Source organism: Candidatus Rhabdochlamydia sp. T3358 (genome assembly GCF_901000775.1).
Taxonomy (GTDB): Bacteria; Chlamydiota; Chlamydiia; order Chlamydiales; family Rhabdochlamydiaceae; genus Rhabdochlamydia.
The window spans coordinates 96,719-115,034 of record NZ_CAAJGQ010000034.1 but is presented as its reverse complement, the minus strand read 5'-3'; the positions used below and the strand labels follow the sequence as shown (position 1 = coordinate 115,034).

General features: G+C 36.6%; 20 protein-coding genes and 2 tRNA genes. 12 read left to right on the top strand and 10 right to left on the bottom strand.

The annotated features are described in order from the left end of the window. Positions 1-88: 88 nt before the first annotated feature. From RHTP_RS08250 to RHTP_RS08240, 3 genes are all read left to right on the top strand, one after another. On the top strand, positions 89-553 hold the full coding sequence (locus RHTP_RS08250; protein ID WP_138107642.1) for a helix-turn-helix domain-containing protein: 465 nt from the start codon (positions 89-91) through the stop codon (positions 551-553). Beyond that, entirely contained in the window at positions 546-1,505 is a 960-nt protein-coding gene (locus RHTP_RS08245; RefSeq protein WP_138107641.1) for a mobile mystery protein B, read from the top strand. The genes RHTP_RS08250 and RHTP_RS08245 overlap by 8 nt, the downstream gene beginning before the upstream one ends. A gap of 120 nt (positions 1,506-1,625) precedes the next feature. Next, a complete protein-coding gene (locus tag RHTP_RS08240) occupies positions 1,626-2,171 on the top strand; it encodes a GNAT family N-acetyltransferase (RefSeq protein WP_138107640.1) in 546 nt (181 codons plus the stop codon). Positions 2,172-2,463: 292 nt separating this feature from the next. On the opposite strand, the gene RHTP_RS08235 is transcribed toward RHTP_RS08240, so the two are convergent. From RHTP_RS08235 to RHTP_RS08220, 4 genes are all read right to left on the bottom strand, one after another. Beyond that, positions 2,464-3,309 carry a class I SAM-dependent methyltransferase gene (locus RHTP_RS08235; RefSeq protein WP_244609545.1) on the bottom strand — a complete coding sequence of 282 codons (846 nt, stop codon included), beginning with the start codon at positions 3,307-3,309 and terminating at the stop codon, positions 2,464-2,466. Between the two features lie 245 nt (positions 3,310-3,554). Next, positions 3,555-3,637 (bottom strand) — tRNA-Tyr (locus RHTP_RS08230). A gap of 9 nt (positions 3,638-3,646) precedes the next feature. Beyond that, a tRNA-Thr gene (locus tag RHTP_RS08225) sits at positions 3,647-3,718 on the bottom strand. A 39-nt stretch (positions 3,719-3,757) separates the two neighbouring features. Then, a complete protein-coding gene (locus RHTP_RS08220; protein ID WP_138107639.1) occupies positions 3,758-3,967 on the bottom strand; it encodes an SEC-C metal-binding domain-containing protein in 210 nt (69 codons plus the stop codon). Positions 3,968-4,055: 88 nt separating this feature from the next. On the opposite strand from RHTP_RS08220, the gene RHTP_RS08215 reads away from it, so the two are divergent. The 3 genes from RHTP_RS08215 to surE are packed head-to-tail and all read left to right on the top strand — an operon-like array spanning position 4,056 to position 7,062. Next, the gene (locus RHTP_RS08215) at positions 4,056-4,808 is read left to right on the top strand and encodes a tRNA lysidine(34) synthetase (RefSeq protein ID WP_138107638.1); all 753 of its coding nucleotides are present in this window, start codon (positions 4,056-4,058) and stop codon (positions 4,806-4,808) included. Between the two features lie 23 nt (positions 4,809-4,831). Beyond that, positions 4,832-6,265, top strand: a complete 1,434-nt coding sequence (locus RHTP_RS08210; RefSeq protein WP_138107637.1) for a sodium/proline symporter — start codon at positions 4,832-4,834, stop codon at positions 6,263-6,265. Continuing rightward, the gene (gene surE, locus RHTP_RS08205; protein WP_138107636.1) at positions 6,265-7,062 is read left to right on the top strand and encodes a 5'/3'-nucleotidase SurE; all 798 of its coding nucleotides are present in this window, start codon (positions 6,265-6,267) and stop codon (positions 7,060-7,062) included. Before RHTP_RS08210 ends, surE begins: the two co-directional genes overlap by 1 nt. Here surE and RHTP_RS08200 read toward each other — a convergent pair. Both RHTP_RS08200 and RHTP_RS08195 read right to left on the bottom strand, forming a co-directional pair. Next, positions 7,049-7,444, bottom strand: coding sequence for a hypothetical protein (locus tag RHTP_RS08200; protein WP_138107635.1), 396 nt, complete (start codon positions 7,442-7,444; stop codon positions 7,049-7,051). The genes surE and RHTP_RS08200 overlap by 14 nt on opposite strands. Before the next feature lie 37 nt (positions 7,445-7,481). Continuing rightward, complete coding sequence (locus RHTP_RS08195; RefSeq protein ID WP_138107634.1) at positions 7,482-11,174, bottom strand: RHS repeat-associated core domain-containing protein; 3,693 nt, start codon at positions 11,172-11,174, stop codon at positions 7,482-7,484. 38 nt (positions 11,175-11,212) lie between these two features. On the opposite strand from RHTP_RS08195, the gene RHTP_RS08190 reads away from it, so the two are divergent. The 6 genes from RHTP_RS08190 (at position 11,213) to catA (ending at position 14,646) form a co-directional block, all read left to right on the top strand. After that, entirely contained in the window at positions 11,213-11,476 is a 264-nt protein-coding gene (locus RHTP_RS08190) for a transposase (protein WP_138107505.1), read from the top strand. 23 nt (positions 11,477-11,499) lie between these two features. Next, positions 11,500-12,297, top strand: a complete 798-nt coding sequence (locus RHTP_RS08185; RefSeq protein ID WP_171005789.1) for an IS3 family transposase — start codon at positions 11,500-11,502, stop codon at positions 12,295-12,297. A gap of 195 nt (positions 12,298-12,492) precedes the next feature. After that, positions 12,493-12,711, top strand: a complete 219-nt coding sequence (locus RHTP_RS08180) for a hypothetical protein (RefSeq protein WP_138107632.1) — start codon at positions 12,493-12,495, stop codon at positions 12,709-12,711. A 1-nt stretch (position 12,712) separates the two neighbouring features. Continuing rightward, positions 12,713-13,825, top strand: coding sequence for a PDDEXK nuclease domain-containing protein (locus tag RHTP_RS08175; protein WP_138107631.1), 1,113 nt, complete (start codon positions 12,713-12,715; stop codon positions 13,823-13,825). Further along, entirely contained in the window at positions 13,815-13,982 is a 168-nt protein-coding gene (locus tag RHTP_RS08915; protein ID WP_212742873.1) for an SDR family NAD(P)-dependent oxidoreductase, read from the top strand. The genes RHTP_RS08175 and RHTP_RS08915 overlap by 11 nt, the downstream gene beginning before the upstream one ends. A gap of 13 nt (positions 13,983-13,995) precedes the next feature. Beyond that, a complete protein-coding gene (gene catA, locus RHTP_RS08165; protein ID WP_138107630.1) occupies positions 13,996-14,646 on the top strand; it encodes a type A chloramphenicol O-acetyltransferase in 651 nt (216 codons plus the stop codon). Between the two features lie 134 nt (positions 14,647-14,780). Here catA and RHTP_RS08160 read toward each other — a convergent pair whose 3' ends face one another. Genes RHTP_RS08160 through sucC form a run of 4 tightly spaced genes read right to left on the bottom strand, consistent with a single transcriptional unit; the run spans position 14,781 to position 18,254 of the window. Further along, positions 14,781-15,059: a hypothetical protein gene (locus RHTP_RS08160; RefSeq protein ID WP_138107629.1), complete on the bottom strand. Its 279-nt coding sequence runs from the start codon at positions 15,057-15,059 to the stop codon at positions 14,781-14,783. Continuing rightward, on the bottom strand, positions 15,060-16,202 hold the full coding sequence (locus tag RHTP_RS08155) for a site-2 protease family protein (protein ID WP_138107628.1): 1,143 nt from the start codon (positions 16,200-16,202) through the stop codon (positions 15,060-15,062). It abuts the gene before it with no gap. A gap of 3 nt (positions 16,203-16,205) precedes the next feature. Next, entirely contained in the window at positions 16,206-17,084 is an 879-nt protein-coding gene (gene sucD, locus RHTP_RS08150; protein WP_138107627.1) for a succinate--CoA ligase subunit alpha, read from the bottom strand. Then, on the bottom strand, positions 17,085-18,254 hold the full coding sequence (sucC, locus tag RHTP_RS08145; RefSeq protein WP_138107626.1) for an ADP-forming succinate--CoA ligase subunit beta: 1,170 nt from the start codon (positions 18,252-18,254) through the stop codon (positions 17,085-17,087). It lies immediately after the preceding gene. Positions 18,255-18,316 lie beyond the last annotated feature (62 nt).

Below are 18,316 nucleotides of genomic sequence, written 5' to 3'. Positions count from 1 at the left end.
TCGTTTTTCTTATTTTTTATGCTTTATTAGCATAAAATTCATTGATTTTTATAGCAAATATGCTATTGTAAAAAATTATGAGGTAAACATGAAATCCTATTCTCCTTCAGAAAAGCTTCTTATTGAAGAAATTATGCACACATTGCAGAAAGTGAAAATAGCTGTTAGAAACCTTTCTGTTGGAGCTCTTATTAGCTCTATCCGAATACAGCTAGGAATGTCTCAAAAGGCTCTAGCAAAACGAGCAGGCGTACCTCAGTCGACAGTTTCTCGAGTCGAACAAGGACAGAGCGGAAGTTTATCCACATTGAATAAAATTCTTGAGGCAATTTCATGCGACCTTGTAATTGCACCTCTATTACATGACTCAATTGATGCGATTCGACGCAAGCAAGCAAGAAATGTCGCTGAAAAACAAGTACGTTATCTCAAAGGAACAATGAATCTAGAAGATCAACAGCCTGACTCTCGGTTTATTGATGAGCTAATTAAACAAGAAGAAGAACGTCTCTTACAAGGACCCAACGCTAAATTATGGGAAGAAAATGTTTAAAAGTTTTAGTTTTCCTGAAGATGCTACCCCTATAGATGATTGTAGTGGACTCATTCCAACTTGGGTTCATCATTTAAGGGACCTCAATAGAGTAGAAGCTGAAAATATCCTGAATGCACAAAGAAAATATCTTATAAAACCTGTTCACGATCCGAAAAATTGGTTTCAAGTAGCAGAGCTAAGAACAATTCATAAAGCTATGTTTGGGAATATTTGGAAATGGGCAGGGACTTACCGAAAATCAATTACTTCAATAGGTATCAACCCCAGGTTGATCCCTTCTCAGCTAGCAGAATTTTGCTTTGAAGTAATTTCCTGGTTGCAATATCCGGTGGAACTCACTTTTTTGGAAATGGCTGCAAGAGTTCATCACCGATTAGTTTTTATTCATCCTTTTGAGAATGGAAACGGTCGTTTTTCTCGTTTAATTGCCGATCGTTTTCTTCTTGCTTTTAGATGTTTGCACCCCATATGGCCAAATAATTTGAATCAAGGATATGTGTCCCGAAAAGATTATATTCTAACGCTTAAGAGTGCAGATAAAGGCAACTATGCACCTTTGGTTGACTTTATGATAAACTTGGGAGCAAATGACCCTACCTTAAGCGAGTTAATCAGAAATAATTTTTACAGGACTTATCTAAAAGGGGAAAAAGGAGTTGCCATGGTGAATGCTTTACTTAGGAGAGGAGGCAATTCCAATGATCAAACTTCTAGTGGTGATCGATTATTGCAATTAGCCGTAAAGGCTGGTTTAGATGAAATTACTAAAGTCTTAATAGCTTCGGGAGCTGAAATAGACGTCAAAGATCGAAGTGGCTTAACACCCTTTCAAGTTTGTGTTGTGCAAGAAAATAAAGTACTTGCAGATTTCCTATTATCAAAGGGAGCAAAGCAACAACCTCCTCCAGGACCAGGTTATATGAAGTATAATAAATTATATCGAAAATAAAAGCAGTTGGGATGCACTCAGAATTTTTTCTTGCGGAAAGCTGCTGGAAAAAGCCTCTTTCGATCTGCTTAAAAAAATGATAATTTGAAGATTTAAGAAATATCTAATATACTTTCCGGCATGACCACTTTAATCACTTCTCGACTTATACTTCGCATTCCCACTGAAGGCGATAGTTTTGAATTGCAAGCTTTTAAAAAACGAAATATGAACCATCTTGCTCCGTGGAGATCAACAGCTGTAGAGTTAAATCATACTGCTCAGATAATGAAATGGCAGGAAGATTTTAGAGAGAACAAAGCTATTTGTTTTTTACTATTTCTTCAAGAGCGTCCTAAAGGCGAAATAATCGGTCTCTGCAATTTTTCTCAGATTTTTCGAGGTCCTTTTCAAGCCTGCTATTTGGGATACCAAATAGATGCTGCATATGAAAGAAAAGGTCTTATGTCAGAGGCTGTAGAAAGAGGTATTCAATATATGTTTAAAGAACAAAACATTCATCGAATTATGGCCAATTACATGCCCTCAAATACAAGAAGTGCTCAGCTGCTGAAAAAACTTGGATTTACTATTGAAGGCCAAGCAAAAAAATATTTGCTTATTAATGGTCAATGGGAAGATCACATTTTAACTTCTTTGACAAATCAAGGGTGGGCTTTTACTTAAATAGAATTTAGGGCTCTATTAACTCTTAATACAGGGAATGGGACAACTGATCTATTACTGCAGTACCAAAGGTAAGGACTTTTTTTTCATTAGAAAACATCTCCTCCCCATTTTTAGAAAGAAGAAGTATTTAACCGAGATAAAAAAAACTGCATTTTACCCTCATAAGATTAAGTTACTAACTATAAACAAATATTAAAATTTAATTCAATAAAAAATCAAATACATAAAATAGATACAAAATTACATAATTAAATAAATCTATCTTAATTCATAAATAAGGTTAAAGTACCTAGCTTGCGGTCTTTTTTTCGGCAACAAACTGAATACACATCTGTTCTCTTTGTTCTATTTCAGGAATATCTATCCGGTATAGACATGTTTTGATTTCATATCCTGCTTGCTTCAAAAGCGGCCTTACCATGCGTCTGTCCGGAAGAAACCAAGCTCCTAGCTCTTTTAGAAAATTTATCTGCTGTATCTGTCGTACCTGCTGCACCTTTTGCTGTGGTTTACAATCAGACCGAAAAAGCGTTCCTATAAGAAAACCGCTTTCTTTGATAAAGACGTCATGAACTTTGGTCCAGGTATCACGAAATTGAGCAGGATCGATATAAGAAAAGATATCTGCTGCTACAACAAGATCTACAGGCTCCAAGGGAACATACGTTGAGACGTCTTCTTTGATTATTTTTAACTGACCAGATTCAACAGCTGCTTTGTTTTTTGCTTTAAGAACATCTAAGGCTGATTGAGAATAATCCACAGCAATAACACGCCACTCTTTTTCCAACAAGGAATTAACAGCTGGACTATTACCAGATCCAAGATCAATTGCTATCTTTCCTTTCCCAGAGGTATCCTTTATAAATTGCTCAAACACAGGCAAAGATGCCGCTTTATGATCTCCAGCAAAAGCTCCCCAGAACTCCTTTCGATCCCTTGGCATACCAGGGACACAAATATTTTGTTTTCCACGCCAATCCGCCATGTTTATAGAGTTCCATATTACATTTATATCTCTAGCGGTTTCTTCATTCATTTCAACAATTGGCTCTTCAATAGGTGCTTGTAGCATTTTAACAAAGGCTTTTTTGGTTTGTGGGTTATCTTGAACAACACCGGATAAAAAACTCATAGCGTTCTCCTTGTTCACTTTTTTAAAGACTTAAATTCTCATAAAAAATGGATTTAAAATAAATTTTAGGAAGAGAATATTCTTTTTATAAAAAAGAAGCAAGTTGATTTAAAAAAATAAAGTCTTATTGGAATTTTCATCCTAAATCCCAAAAAAGCTTTTTATTGAAAAAATCATGCATGCATTACAGAAGAGAAGATCTTTGGATATGGCTTCATTAGAGTTTAAAGAAACAGCCAAAAGAATGGGGGCAGTTGGACTCGAACCAACGTAAGTCTAAGACTGAGAGATTTACAGTCTCTTGCAATTGCCGCTATGCGATACCCCCTAGAAACAATGCTGGAGAAAGGAATCGAACCCTCAACCGTCCGCTTACAAGGCGGATGCTCTACCGTTGAGCTACTCCAGCAATTAGATGAAAACTTTATAGCAAAGAGCTCTTTTACCCTCAAGAATTATCTGAATTTTTATTTTCAGGAGGGACAACGCTTTTAGTTCTTTGAAAAAGGGAAGAAACCTTTCCAGATGACGTTGGAGGTTGCTGCAGAGAAACACGCTCTGGACTTAGCGCTTTGGTTGTTCCTTTGCTTTCACAACATTTTTTAAATTTTTTTCCTGAGCCACAAGGGCAGGGATCATTTCGACCTGTCTTATTCATTATTACCTCAAAAATAGGTGCTAGAATATCCTAAGTCGCATAAAAAGAGCAATCGTGAAATAATGGTTCCGAAAAAAGGATTTTAAAAATGATAAACTTACCTATTCCTTTAGCTACTCCTCCTTGGACTGGTTTAGGCCGCAAATTAGAAAGCTTATGTCGCAAGGCTTTATACGAATATCAACTATTAGAAGGGATTGATAAATTAGCGATTGCTTTAAGCGGGGGCAAAGATAGCTTAAGTTTATTATTTCTACTCAAAGCAATTTTAGGAAGAGGATTTCCTCCTATCCAACTACACGCTATTCACATTGGAGGGGCTTTTTCTTGCGGAGCTGGAATAAGCAGCTCCTTCCTAAAAGGAATTTGCGAAAAGTTAGACGTCCCTCTTACCATTGTAAATGTAGATCAGGATATAAATACATTGCAATGCTACTCCTGTTCGCGCAATAGAAGAAAAATTCTCTTTGAAACAGCAAAAAGTGTCCAAGCAACGACTATTGCTTTTGGCCATCATCGAGATGATAGTGTAGAAACGCTTTTTATGAACCTTATGCATAAAGCAGAATTCGCTGCTATGCTACCTAAAGTTCCCATGCACGATTATGGTGTTACCATCATTAGACCCTTAATTTACGTGCCCGAAGAGAGTTTAATACAATTCGCTAAATTTTATGAATTTTCAAGAGTTGTTTGCCAATGTCCCGTAGGTCAAAAATCCATGCGTAAAACAGTAAAAAATATGTTAAAAAACATACAAGAGAATTTTCCTAATGCAACCGATAATTTAGCAATAGCCTCCCGTATTTACGGCTCTCAAAAAGCTTTAAAAAAAACTTAAGCTCTGCTTTAATCCATCAAACTATGTATATATCTGAATTACTCGCTGTCATTTGTTACTTTTTTTTACTAACCCTTATTGCCATCTATTCTTATAAACGCCACCTAACAGCTACGGATTTTATCATTGGCAGTAGATCCTTAAATTACTGGCTAACTGCACTAGCAGCTCATGCTAGTGATATGAGCAGCTGGTTATTTATGGGTTATCCAGCAACTATTTTTGTAGCAGGTTTATTTAATGCCTGGGCTGCTATTGGGTTAGTACTATTTATGTTTTTAAATTGGCAATTGATTGCGCCTAAATTAAGAATAGCAACTGAAGAGTACAATAGCTTAACCCTATCTTCTTTTTTTGAAAGCAGGCTAGCTGACACCTCTGGACTTATCCGCTTATTTACCGCGACTATGTCGATTGTTTTTTATACTATTTACATCTCAGCTGGCCTCGTTGGGCTCGGTGTTCTCTTAGAGGTGCTCTTTCAAATTCCTTATTCTTGGGGGATTTTTATAGGAATTTCTATTGTTATTCCCTATGTATTTGTAGGGGGTTATTTAACGCTTGCTTGGATTGATTTATTCCAAGGGATTTTTCTCATGTTGGTGATTGTAGCCACTCCACTTTTTTTACTCAGTAAGCTAGGTGGATGGGATCATCTGTTTCAAGTTGTCCATGTAAAAAATTTATCCTTATCTTTATTTCCCGATTTCTCTTTTCATTCTATTTTACAGATTATCTACATGGTATTTGGATGGGGATTAGGTTATTTTGGCCAGCCTCATATTATCACTAAATTTATGGGAATTAGAGATGTAAAAGAAATGAAAAAATCCCAATATATTGGAATGAGTTGGATGGTTCTTTCTATTAGCGCTTCTACTTTAGTTGGCCTAGTTGGTATTTTATATTTCCAACAAGGCCTAGAAGATCCTCAGCAACTTTTTGTTTTAATGGTAAGAGATTCTTTTGCTCCCTTTTTTGTAGGCTTTATTTTATGCGGTGTATTAGCTGCTACAATTAACGCAATGAGCGCTCAGGTATTGGTTCTTTCTTCTAATATTTCAGAAGATTTTTATAAACGTTTAATCCGTAAAACAGCCTCATCCAAAGAGAGATTAGTAGTTGCGCGAATAGGAATCCTTATAGTTGGATTCCTTGCATTTTTTATTGCTTACGCAAAAATAAGTACTATCTATTCACTTGTAATGTATGCATGGTCTGGTTTAGGTTGTTCTTTTGGACCTTTAATTCTATTATGTTTATACTGGAAAAAAGTAAATAAATATGGAGCTTGGGCAGGAATTTTAACAGGTGGCATTACAGCAGCTATTTGGCCTTATTTTAATGCTGAAATACCATCCATGATCCCTGGATTTTTTATAGGATTAATTGCTATTTATGCAATTTCTAAATTAGCTCAAAATAAAATTCCTCCATCAACCCTACAGGAGATATAATGCAAAAAAAACCTTACATTCTAATCACAAATGATGATGGGATCGAAGCCCCAGGGCTTTTTGCCTTATATCAAGCTGTTTGCGATTTTGCAGAAGTTGTTATTATAGCCCCTGCATCAGAGCAGTCTGGTGTAGGAGCTGGTATCTCTTTAAGAAACCCTTTACAAATTCAATCTGTTGTTTGGCCAAATAATGCAGCTGCATGGAAAGTAACAGGCACTCCTGCTGATTGTGTGCGCTTAGGGTTGCACACTATTTTACAGAGAACCCCTGATCTTATTCTATCTGGAATCAATCGAGGATCTAATGCGGGAAGAACTGTTCTCTATAGTGGTACCGTTGGTGCTGTTATTGAAGGAACGATGAAAAATGTCCCCGGAATTGCTTTTTCCTCCGTTAATTATAAGAATCCCAATTATGAGCAGTTTAAAGAATTTGTGCAGCCTATTGCTTCACAATGTTTAACCCAACCACTGCCCAAAGGAACTTTGCTGAATGTAAATTTTCCCAATGCAGAAAAAATTCAAGGCATAAAACTAGCTCATCAAGGAATGGGTTATTGGATGGAAAATCCAGAACAAAGACTCCATCCAGAAGGACATGAATATTATTGGCTAGGAGGAAAATGGAGCACGCATGAAGAAGATGAAGGAAGCGATGTATACTTACTAGAAAAAGGATACGTCACAGCCGTTCCTATTCATGTCAATCATTTAACAGATAAAGCATTGCTTTTAGAAAGAAAACAACCTTTTGAGCATTTTGTGAATTCTAAACCAACTCTCACCGAGCTTTAACTTGTTTTTTTGCAATGTGTCTTTCCAACGCACCTAAACGCAGAAAAGCCTGTTTCTGCGTTCTTTCTACAATTTCTCTTCCACCCTCTATTTCATAAAGCCTTTTTAATTCCTCTTTTAAAGCTATACTATAAAAAGAAGGATAAAATTCTTTAGCTTCTAAACTACTTTGTTGAAATTTACGAGCTGCTATCATTAAATCGACTAAATCTTCAAAATGCTGCCTTAAAATAGGTTGAGCTTGTATCAATTGCTGACGATCTTGAATACATTTCAATGTATTAAGCATTTTTCGACAATGAGCATCCCCTTCTAGTTGAAAATCTTCATAGGAACTGGGATTACAACCCACTAAGATAAGAACAATAAATAATTTTTTCATGCAAAAGCGTTAAGTTATGCTGGTTATATATTATACATCATTTCAAAGAAATAGGGCGCTCAAATTCATCATATTGGATCTCTCTAACTGAACCATTTGGCAAGATGATTTTAATCAAATTGCCAAATGAATTATATTCATAGAAGCTCCTATTCCCCATAGCGTCGATTACTTCGATTAAATGGTCATTTTCATCATATACAAAATTCGATGTTAATCCAAAAGGATCGGTTTTTGATAAAACATTTCCTTTTCGGTCATAAGAGTAGCTTATTTCTCCAAGCTCAGAAGCAAGTTTAGTTACTCGATCTCGCTCATCATAAGTATAGTAAATGGTTTTTCCTATTTCAGAAATTTCTATAAGACGTAAGCGGTCATCATAAGTTCTTTTAGAAACAAGTCCATTGCTATGGTAAATTTCCAAGGGAAGTCCATTTTCATCAAGTATAAATCTTTGTTTTCCCCCACTAGGAAAATCTATGGAAAGAAGACTTCCTGTTAAGGGATCATAATGAAAAGAAGTTGCAAAAGATTCATTTCCTCTAGTAATTACTTTTCCTTTTTGTACACTTAAATAATTCATGTAAAAAGGTTGATAAATTTTTATCAGTCTTCCTTTTTCATCATAGCGATAAGCTATTTTGGTTCCATTTCCATCTATTTCTTCAAGAAGATTGCCCAACTCATCAAATGCATACTTTCTTTCACCCCGATAAGCATCTTTAATTGTAATAGGACGACCGAAAGCATCATATTCATAGGAAATTTCCAGATCGTTATCAATCATTTTTTCAGGTCCAAAGGATCCTGCATAATGCCACTCTAGTTTTCTACCTAATGCATCTATCATTTTTCTAGGGCGATATTTTTCATCAAAATACTCTTCTAAGAAAAAATGATTAGCTCCTTCTATGCGAGCTTTTCTCTCTGATAAGCTAAATTCTTGTTTAAACCATATTCCATGAAGAGCTTTTTCTTCAGCTCGATGGTACACATCATAAAGGGCTTCGAAAATTTTATTTCCTTTAGCATCGAAAATAGAAGAGAGGTGTTGCTCTTGATCATACTCATAGCTTGTTAAAGTCCCCTCTTTATCTCGAACTTCTTTAAGCTGACCCTCTGGAGTATATTCATAATAAATACTCTTACCGCCTATTCCCCTTATACAAGTAATAGTAGAGCCTTCATATTCAATATGAATAGCTTTTTTCCCTTGATGGGAAATAGAAACCAATCTTGCATCTTGATGATCATATTCTATTGCGATCCCATGTTGATCACTGATCTTAATTAATCTGCCTGTAGGATCAAATAACAAGCTCTCTTGTTTTCTGGAAAAAGAAAAAGTCTTATCCGCATTTTCAAGCAGAAGAGCAGGGTTTTTTTCATTGCGGTATATAGGCCTTTTTTCCACATCTAGCCCTACAAGTTGATAAAGGCTCTCTACTGCTTCAATACCCACAAAAATCTCAGGATACACTTTTAAAACATTGCCATCGGAGAAACTCAGCCATCTTTTTTCATTAGGAAAGCGAAGTTTTGCAGGGGTTACATCCCATCCTAAACCAAATCCAGATTGCTGTTCATTAAAAGAGCTATAGGTGCGAACAAAAGCTAAAGGAATATTTCCTAGAACGGGAAAACTCATATCGACAAAGGTTTTTTTTACTTCTCCTACTTTTAGAGTTTTAGCAAAAGTCTGTGCAACAGCGGTATAGCCCCTACCAAAATCCCAAATCAATTCTTCTTCTTTCAATCTTGCTTGCAAAATTTCCTCTTTTACCTCATGAACCTCCTCACTTTTTGTAGTAGAAAAATTAGTATCATCTAGATGATAGATGACACCTCCTCTGATAATTATCCCGCCGGAAATATCATGTATTTTAGGAGTATCTGTGGGAGTGCTAACAAATTGAGGGATGTAGTTCTTAAAGAAAGATAGATCAAAAGGCAATCCTTGCTCTTTGATCCATTTAACAATTCCTGTGATTTTTCCTAGTCTTTTCAAGTCTTGAAGAATAGGAAATTCATGAGCGTAGCTTTCATAGTTCTGTGTAAAATGCGCAGCAAATTTTTCTGATGCAGAATCTTGATAAGTACCTTTTTTAAAGGTAGTCTCCGTTAATACTTTCATGCGCACTTGATCAAAAACCATAGAGCTACCATCTTCTGATTCAATAAGGCTAATTTTTTCTGGTGTAAACCACATGCGCCATGAGACAACTTCTGAAGGATGGTATTCTTTATGATACAACTTTAAAAGATTGGAATAACCGGGAACATGTGCCTTAAATTTCTTTCCCGTATAATTATCCTTTCCTAAAGTAAGGTTTTTTAAAAGCCGATCTGCTTCAAATAGCACTTGTCCAAATCGTGTGTTTTTGGTGTCTCCATAATAAGTAACTATCATCCCAGGATGTTTTTTCTTCATGGGATTAAGATCTGGGTCCATAGAAACCCCAGGGTCTTGTTCTGGATTATCTCCTAATCCATATACAGAGCGAATAGCTACTGCTAAATCATCTAAATGCATTTGAGAAATTGAAAGATCTTTTTTGCCATATAGAATCACCTGCTCTGTTTTTTGATCAAAAACCACCCCAGAAATATCTGCAATATTTGTCATTAATTCAGCTGTCTTGGATAGAGAAATCCCCCCGTAATTAGGTTTAAATAGTAAGCCATGCTCTTGACTTCCAAATCTAAGTTGAGGAGGATCAAAAGAGTAAGGAATACACACATCATCTTTACCAGGTAAAAAATCTGGATGAATATGATTTCTTTCTTCTCTAATCCAATTGCAAAAACCTTTGGGAGTTGTAATACCGCTAGTAGGCGTCTGAAAACTATATCTAGGAGGATGTGGATATCTTATAGAGTCTAAAGCATCTAAAACATGATCAACACAATTATCCCAAGGGGTCCAATGCGTTCTATTGGCAGCTTGTCGTGCTAAAATTTGCTGTTCAGGTGTTATCCAAATTTTTAAAGAGACAGTTTGACTACACAAAGAACGATCCCACTCAGCAGGTTCTATTTTCCCTTGAGGCCATGCTCCAACAGTAAATATTTCCTTATCGGCTGTTATACCCCCTATCCAAGCATGACCGACTCTAGATTTGTCTCCATTAGAGGTTCTAGCACCAGGTGGATTTCCAAAAATATATAAAGGAACCTTAACAGCATAAAACCCCGATGGATCAATATAATTAACAGGATTGTTTCTAACATACACATAAGCATTAAGAGTTTGTGGATCGCCTAAGATCCCTAAGACAGAATCAGGAGAAATAAATCTTCCTATTTCAGGATCGTAGTAGCGGTTTCTTAAATAAATCAGTCCTGTTTCTTCATCATATTCTTCTCCTGAATAACCGTAAAAATTTCCAAGAGCGCTTTTTTCATTTTTTACTCCAAAAGCATCATAGCGATAACTTTCTATGATCTTTTGATTGTTATCGGTTAATAAAGAGACGCTTTTTCCTGGATGATCGTATAAGAAAAATTGAGTATCGGTTACTCCTTGTCTAAGTAATCTAGAAAATCCGTATACATAGCGTTTTTTGGTTCTTCTCTGCTCATCTTTTTCTAATAATACCCTACTAAAAGGTGCAACAGGATCATTAATGAAAGAGGTTTTCTCTCCATTAACGGTTTTAGAAATTCTTCGACTTTCTCCATCATAGGCAAAGGTAACTTTGTCTGACCTGCTCCCCAAAAGTTGATCCATGCTAAAATGGACGCCTTTAAATAAGGAGCAAGAAGCCAATGAAGAACAGTCGATTTACTGAGGAACAAATCATCCAGATACTTAAAGAAGGAGAAGGAGGATCTATAGCAGATGTTTTAAGGCGTTATAATATTGCAAAAGGAACGTATTATGCATGGCGTTCAAAATACTCTGGATTAGAATTACCTGAAATTAAAAGGCTAAAAAAGCTAGAAGAAGAGAACAGAAAATTAAAACAACTACTAGCGGAAGCACAACTTGATATAGTAGCCTTAAAGGATATTGTATCAAAAAAGTGGTAGGCTCACAAGCTAGGAATAGCGCTGTGAGCCATGTATACTCACAGCATAAAATCAGTGAAAGGCGAGCTTGTGAGCTTATACATGTGTCAAGATCCAGTTATCGTTACAAAAAAGTTACAAGCAAAAATGAAGAGATAAAGAGTAAATTAAAAGAAATTGCCTATGAGAAGAAAAGGTTTGGCTATAGACGTTTACACATTTTGCTGAGAAGAAATGGATATAAAATAAATCATAAAAAGACCTATCGCCTTTACAAGGAGAGCCATTTAAAATTGAGAAAGACCAGTAAAAAGAAACGCTATAGAAATAACGAAAAAAGGCCCTCGATACTACCCATGAGGGCGAATCAAAAATGGGCAATGGATTTTATGACAGATAATCTTACAACAGGTAAAAAGCTAAGGGTTTTTAACGTAGTTGATGTGTTTAGCAGAGAGTGTCCCGTTATAGAAATAGGAACTTCAATGCCTTCATCAAAAGTGATAGAAATATTAGATAATTTAGCTTTGGAAAGAGGACTTCCAGAGACACTTAAAGTTGATAACGGGCCTGAGTATACTTCAGAAGCTATTCGTAAATGGGCAGACGGAAAAGGAATAACCCTGGAGTATATTCTCCCTGGAAGACCAATGGAGAATGGGCACATTGAGAGCTTTAACGGAAAATTTCGAGAAGAGTGTTTAAACCAAAATGCCTTCAAAAATATGTCAGAAGCAAAAAAGATTGTTGAAGAATGGAGAGTTGATTATAACGAACTTCGTCCTCACAGTGCTTTAGGATATAAAACACCTATTGAATTTTTAAGGGAGCAAGTTTGTTAATGTGTTTGATAAGGAAATTTCTAATTTATCAAAAACATGAAGAATAAATTTAAAAACTAATAATTAGTCTATTTTAAAATGGGCGAAATTTGGGGGCAGGTCACGCGGAGACGATACGAATGGAGATGAAAAATTTATGTTCTAAGTGTCTAAAAAATGGTTGCAATATCAACCCCTTCCTAAGTGGAGTTATAAATGAAAACTAAAGGAATACGAATATCAGACATAAAAGATGGTAAATGCATATCTCTGAGCGAATTGTTAGAAAATATTCCAAATGAAAAGCAATTTTTCTGGGCATTATTATGGTTAGACGTGACGCCATTAAAAGATGAAGGCAATACCAATAGAGAGTTTATGTCACAAACGGAGCTTGTGGCTTGGCAAATAAAAAGACTAAGTAAGAGAATCTAAAATGACCAAAAGTAAAAAGACTGTTTCCAAACGGCAAAGCATTGCTTCTACAGATTATGCCAAGTTCGTAACGCAACTTAAAAAAAAGATACGATCCGCTCAATTCAAAGCTGCATTAGCAGTAAATCGAGAACTAATTCGCCTATACTGGGATATAGGACGAGAAATCGTTGAAAGGCAAGAGAAGGATGGTTGGGGTTCTGGCGTCATAGATAGGGTTGCAAGGGATATCCAGAATGAATTTCCAGGGATCGAAGGGTTTTCCAAGACAAACATGGGCAGAATGCGGGCATTTTACCTAGCATATTCAATTTCCCCACAAGCTGTGGGTAAATTAGAAGAACTTCCTATTTTCAATATCCCATGGGGACATAACATAGCTATTTTTGAGGGAATTAAGTCTCTGGATGAGCGCCTTTGGTATGTCAATATGGTTATTCAAGAGGGCTGGTCTCGCAATGCTCTAGTAGACTCTATTAAAATAAAAACCTATAAGAGGCATGGCAAAGCCATTACCAATTTTCAGGATAGACTACCCAATCCACATTCACGATTAGCTCATGATACCCTGAAAGATCCTTATAACTTTGATTTTCTTGATCTGACTAGAGAGCACATTGAAAAAGATCTAGAAGAAGGATTGCTCAAGCACGTTGAGAAATTTCTATCTGAATTAGGTCAGGGCTTTTCATTTGTTGGCAGGCAAGTCAATTTGGTAGTAGGCAAGAAAGACTTCTATATCGACCTGCTATTTTATCATTTGAAGCTCAGATGTTTTGTTGTGATTGAACTCAAGGCGGTTGATTTTAAGCCTGAATTTGCAGGTAAGATGAACTTTTATTTATCCGCTGTTGATGATCTCATGAAGCATCCTACCGATAATCCAACCATTGGCATTTTGATCTGCAAAAGCAAAGACAATTTTATTGCAGAATATGCGCTTCGAGATATTCACAAGCCGATGGGAGTAGCTGAATATGAGACAAAAATTATTTCAACCCTACCTAAAAAGCTAGAAGGGCAACTTCCAACAATTGATGAGATCGAAGCCGAGCTAAGTGCAATCCCAAGTCCAAAGGCAAAAAGAAGAAGGAAATTTAAGTATGGCATATAGATTAGCCAGTAAAATAGCTCTCATCACTGGAGCTGCTCAAGAAATAGGAAGGTCGTGTGCCGAACTGTTTGCTAAAGAAGGTACTTTTGTTTTTGTCTATGATGAAAGGTTTAGAGATCATCAAAACATTGTTTTGGATATTTATATCGGAATTTAATAAAGAAAAGATTATGCATTTCAAACCAATAAATATTTCTCAATGGAACCGTAGGGAATATTTTGAACATTACCTCAATCAGGTCCCATGCAGCTATAGCATGACGCTTAACCTGGACTTGACTGAACTTCTTAAAGAAATCAAAAAACGAGATATCAAACTTTACCCTACGATGATCCATTTGCTCTCTATGGTCGTAAATAGACATGAGGAATTTCGCACGGCTATTGATAAAGATGCGGGGGTTGGAGTTTTTGATTTCCTCCATCCTTCCTATACAATCTTTCAAAACCCCACTGAGACATTTACAAATGTTTGGACTGAATACACTCCATCATTCCTTGAATTTTACAGATGGTATGAGTCAGACGTAAAAGATTATGGCGCAACCAAAGGCTTTATGGAAAAACCAGATACGCCATCAAATGTTTTTACTATTTCAAGCATTCCTTGGGTCAGTTTTACAGGTTTTAACTTAAACTTGCCAAAAGCAGCAAACTATCTTCTTCCCATTTTTACAACAGGCAAGTATTTCCACGAAAATGATAAAACCTGGCTACCAATCGCAATTCAAGTACATCACGCTGTTTGCGATGGGTTTCATCTCGCAAGATTCGTAAATGAATTGCAAGAAGCCATGAACACATTGTTTCAAACGAACTGAAAGACTTTCTGTTCTCTACTAACTCCAGTTTTAGGTTTTCTATCACAGATTTGTTCTAAATGAATTACAGATTAATTGTTTTTTCTATGTCAAATATTTTAAATCTGATCATCCATTGTGCATGAAAGAAAGTCCTATTTCACAATTAAACCTTTGTCTACATCTGTTGATTTTTGATAGAAGGGACGCTCTTCTTGATTCTCTGTTTTTTTCGCTATCTTTTTTTGTTTACGTTTTTTTAGAGTGGTTTTACTTAAAAAGTATTTATCGGTAGGAGATTTTTTTTTGGTCATTTGATTCTTAGGACGACCCGCTCCTACATAATGAGCCTGAACTTGTCTAGGTCTTGGCTTTTTTTTATCTTCTGCATAAACCGTTAAGGAGAAGCATAAGAAACAAATGAGCCAACGCATTTAATTCTCCTTTGATAGGACATGCAGTAATTCTTGAAATAGTGGATCTTGTCGAATTGGATCGAATATCGATTTAGTTAACATGGATTGTATGTTAACAACTCCTTCGTCTATTGCGGTTTTTAGCCAGCCCACTGCGGCTGTCGGTTCGTTAAGAGCTGCGCTTGCACAAGCATTGCGAATGGCGATGTCTGGGTGGGGTTTGGATTGAAAGCATTGTGCTCCAATCTGCGTTACAAGAGAGAAGTCTTTTTGGTCAAAGGCTGCTTTATGTAGAAGGCAAAGAGCTTCATTGCTAATCTCTTTTTGAATAGGTAATAACAAATCATAGACTTGTTTATACAGCTCTTGCTCAAAACATAAAAAAGCAAGGTACTCTGTTGCTTGATTAAAAATCATCCCACTTTTGGCTTGAATGCGAACTTTTTCACAAAGATCCATAGCTGCTTTTTTGTCGGTTGTTGCTTCTATTTTTTCCAGTAATCCATGTAGCTTCTGATTGCGATCTGAGCTGGTCATTGCTCGTGATTTGCGATAGGTATCGTAACTTTGAAAGGCTAAAAGAAATAGTAAGGATCCGATGAAAAAACCCTGCATTAAAAAAAATAATAAACTGCACACTAGCGCTATCACAATACTTGTAATCAGAGAATACTTAATCCCCTTTACTCCCCAAATGGCTTCTAAGATGATCCGTAAAAGCTGTCCTCCATCTAAGGGAAAAACCGGCAGTAAATTACAAATGGTCCAAAATAGATTTACTCCCTGTAAAAGCCGCAGAATCAGTCCTAGATTCCCTTGTTGTAGAGCTGGATATTGCAATAAGAAGGTAGCTATCCCAAATAAAATAAACCCAAAAAAAGGCCCATTGAAAACAATCAGAAATTGTTTGCCAAATTTTAGTTTTTTTCCTTCATGATAAGTAAGCCCCCCTAAGGCGACTAGCTCTATGCGAGGCTTCTGATTAAACATAAATGCTGTTATTGCATGACCAAACTCATGAAAAAGAACAGAGATAAAAATCACTGCAATCCAAACTAGAGTTCCTATTAAACTTAAACTATTTACATAGCCAATTAGTGCAGCAAATATCCAAAATGCAGGATGAATGATAATGGGAATACGACCCGGAATATATAACATATTTTAAAACCTATCTAATGCTTCTGCCATAGCTTGCCCCATTTCTGCAGGAGATTTTGCTATAAACGCCCCAGCTTTTTTCAATGCATTTATCTTATCAAGAGCCCCTCCTTTTCCTCCAGAAATAATCGCACCTGCATGACCCATACGCTTATCTTTTGGTGCGGTGGTTCCTGCAATAAAAGCTGCTACAGGCTTAGAGCAATGCTCTTTAAGCCACTCTGCAGCTTCTTCTTCAGCAGAGCCTCCGATCTCTCCTATTAAAAGAATCCCTTCTGTTTTAGGATCTTCTTGGAAAAGTTTTATCACATCAATAAAGTTTGTTCCATTTAAAGGATCTCCTCCAATTCCCACACAAGTTGTTTGTCCAAGACCTAGCTGAGTTGTTTGCCAAACCGCCTCATAGGTAAGTGTTCCTGATCTAGAAACAATGCCGATTTTCCCTTTTTTATGAATATATCCTGGCATAATCCCAATCTTACACTCTCCTGGTGTAATAATACCGGGGCAGTTTGGTCCAATCAGACGACTTTGTTTGCTCAGCTGCATCACTCTGGAAACCTCTAACATGTCTTTGACAGGGATTCCTTCTGTAATACAGACAATTAGGGCAACTTTAGCATCTTCTGCTTCTAAAATGGCATCTGCTGCATAGGGAGCTGGCACAAAAATGACCGTTGCATCACACTTCGTTTCTTTTTTAGCTTCCCTAACAGTATCAAAGACCGGTAAATCTAAAATGGTCTCGCCTCCCCTACCAGGAGTGACTCCCCCTACAAATCGTGATCCATATAACAGACATTGCTCTGTATGAAAACGCCCAGACTTACCAGAAATTCCTTGAGTAATTACACGTGTTTTTTTATGAATTAAAATAGCCATTTATTCCTTACTTTTGAGCATTTCAACTACCTTTTTTGCAGCATTAGCCAAACCATCTACTGTAATGATGGCTAAATGAGAGTGCTCTAAAAGTCGCCTTCCCTCTTCTACATTAGTTCCTTCCATTCTGACAACTAAAGGAACATGAATGTTTATTTCTTTAACCGCTGCTATAATCCCTTCTGCTAAGGTGGCACAATTCATAATCCCACCAAAAATATTTACCAATATAGCTTTTACATTAGGGTCGCTTAAAATAATTTTAAACCCTTCAGCTACTTTCTCTTTAGAAGCACCTCCTCCTACATCTAAAAAATTAGCGGGTTTGCCTCCATAATATTGAATGATGTCCATTGTAGCCATAGCAAGTCCTGCTCCATTGACCATGCAGCCAATATTACCTTCCAATGCAATATAGGCTAAATCATGTTCTTTAGCCCTTACCTCATTTTGTATGGCTTGCGAAGGATCGTAAAAATCGGCAATCTTCTGCTGTCTAAAAAGAGCATTGTCATCAACTACAAGCTTTGCATCTAAAGCCCAGAGTTGATTATTTTGATCAGCAACCAAAGGATTAATCTCTAATAAAGAGGCATCGGTATCCATGAAAGCTTGTACTAAGCTTTGTGCTATTTGAGCACCTTGTTTAGCCATTTCTGCATTCCACTGCATAAATTTAATCAACTGCAGCTTTTGAAAAGGACGTAGAGAGCCGCTTAAGCCAATGGGAATTGTTAAAATTTTTTCAGGGCTCTTAAGCGCAATCTCTTCAATTTCCACTCCTCCTTCTGCAGAAGCAATTAAAACAACTTGTTTCCTCTCTCGATCAATAACAACACTTAAGTAGTATTCTTTTTTAATCGCAATCAACTCAGAAATCAAAACTTGATGGGCAATCACCCCTTGCGGTCCTGTTTGGTTATTGACCATTTTCATTCCTAGCAATTTCCGTGCGGCTTTGAGGATCTCTTGTAGACTATGCGCAATTTTTACACCTCCAGCTTTTCCTCTTCCCCCTGCATGAACTTGAATTTTTATTACAGCTTCTTCTAGAGAAAGATCTCGTAAGACAGCTTCTACACCTTCGATAGAGCTTGCTACTCCAAATCTTGGAATGGGTATCTTATAAGATGTAAGTATCTCTTTTGCTTGGTATTCGTGTGTATTCATCTTGTTTCTCTTTGCTTTGCTTGAATCTCTTTATCTGATAGAGTTTTTTTTCAAGCAATTAA

What these genes read in the sequence shown, in the direction of transcription:
- RHTP_RS08250 (WP_138107642.1), top strand. Translation starts at nt 89, where the DNA reads ATGAAATCCTATTCTCCTTCAGAAAAGCTTCTTATTGAAGAAATTATG.
- RHTP_RS08245 (WP_138107641.1), top strand. Translation starts at nt 546, where the DNA reads ATGTTTAAAAGTTTTAGTTTTCCTGAAGATGCTACCCCTATAGATGAT.
- RHTP_RS08240 (WP_138107640.1), top strand. Translation starts at nt 1,626, where the DNA reads ATGACCACTTTAATCACTTCTCGACTTATACTTCGCATTCCCACTGAA.
- RHTP_RS08235 (WP_244609545.1), bottom strand. Translation starts at nt 3,309, where the DNA reads ATGAGTTTTTTATCCGGTGTTGTTCAAGATAACCCACAAACCAAAAAA.
- RHTP_RS08220 (WP_138107639.1), bottom strand. Translation starts at nt 3,967, where the DNA reads ATGAATAAGACAGGTCGAAATGATCCCTGCCCTTGTGGCTCAGGAAAA.
- RHTP_RS08215 (WP_138107638.1), top strand. Translation starts at nt 4,056, where the DNA reads ATGATAAACTTACCTATTCCTTTAGCTACTCCTCCTTGGACTGGTTTA.
- RHTP_RS08210 (WP_138107637.1), top strand. Translation starts at nt 4,832, where the DNA reads ATGTATATATCTGAATTACTCGCTGTCATTTGTTACTTTTTTTTACTA.
- surE (WP_138107636.1), top strand. Translation starts at nt 6,265, where the DNA reads ATGCAAAAAAAACCTTACATTCTAATCACAAATGATGATGGGATCGAA.
- RHTP_RS08200 (WP_138107635.1), bottom strand. Translation starts at nt 7,444, where the DNA reads ATGAAAAAATTATTTATTGTTCTTATCTTAGTGGGTTGTAATCCCAGT.
- RHTP_RS08195 (WP_138107634.1), bottom strand. Translation starts at nt 11,174, where the DNA reads ATGGATCAACTTTTGGGGAGCAGGTCAGACAAAGTTACCTTTGCCTAT.
- RHTP_RS08190 (WP_138107505.1), top strand. Translation starts at nt 11,213, where the DNA reads ATGAAGAACAGTCGATTTACTGAGGAACAAATCATCCAGATACTTAAA.
- RHTP_RS08180 (WP_138107632.1), top strand. Translation starts at nt 12,493, where the DNA reads ATGAAAACTAAAGGAATACGAATATCAGACATAAAAGATGGTAAATGC.
- RHTP_RS08175 (WP_138107631.1), top strand. Translation starts at nt 12,713, where the DNA reads ATGACCAAAAGTAAAAAGACTGTTTCCAAACGGCAAAGCATTGCTTCT.
- RHTP_RS08915 (WP_212742873.1), top strand. Translation starts at nt 13,815, where the DNA reads ATGGCATATAGATTAGCCAGTAAAATAGCTCTCATCACTGGAGCTGCT.
- catA (WP_138107630.1), top strand. Translation starts at nt 13,996, where the DNA reads ATGCATTTCAAACCAATAAATATTTCTCAATGGAACCGTAGGGAATAT.
- RHTP_RS08160 (WP_138107629.1), bottom strand. Translation starts at nt 15,059, where the DNA reads ATGCGTTGGCTCATTTGTTTCTTATGCTTCTCCTTAACGGTTTATGCA.
- RHTP_RS08155 (WP_138107628.1), bottom strand. Translation starts at nt 16,202, where the DNA reads ATGTTATATATTCCGGGTCGTATTCCCATTATCATTCATCCTGCATTT.
- sucD (WP_138107627.1), bottom strand. Translation starts at nt 17,084, where the DNA reads ATGGCTATTTTAATTCATAAAAAAACACGTGTAATTACTCAAGGAATT.
- sucC (WP_138107626.1), bottom strand. Translation starts at nt 18,254, where the DNA reads ATGAATACACACGAATACCAAGCAAAAGAGATACTTACATCTTATAAG.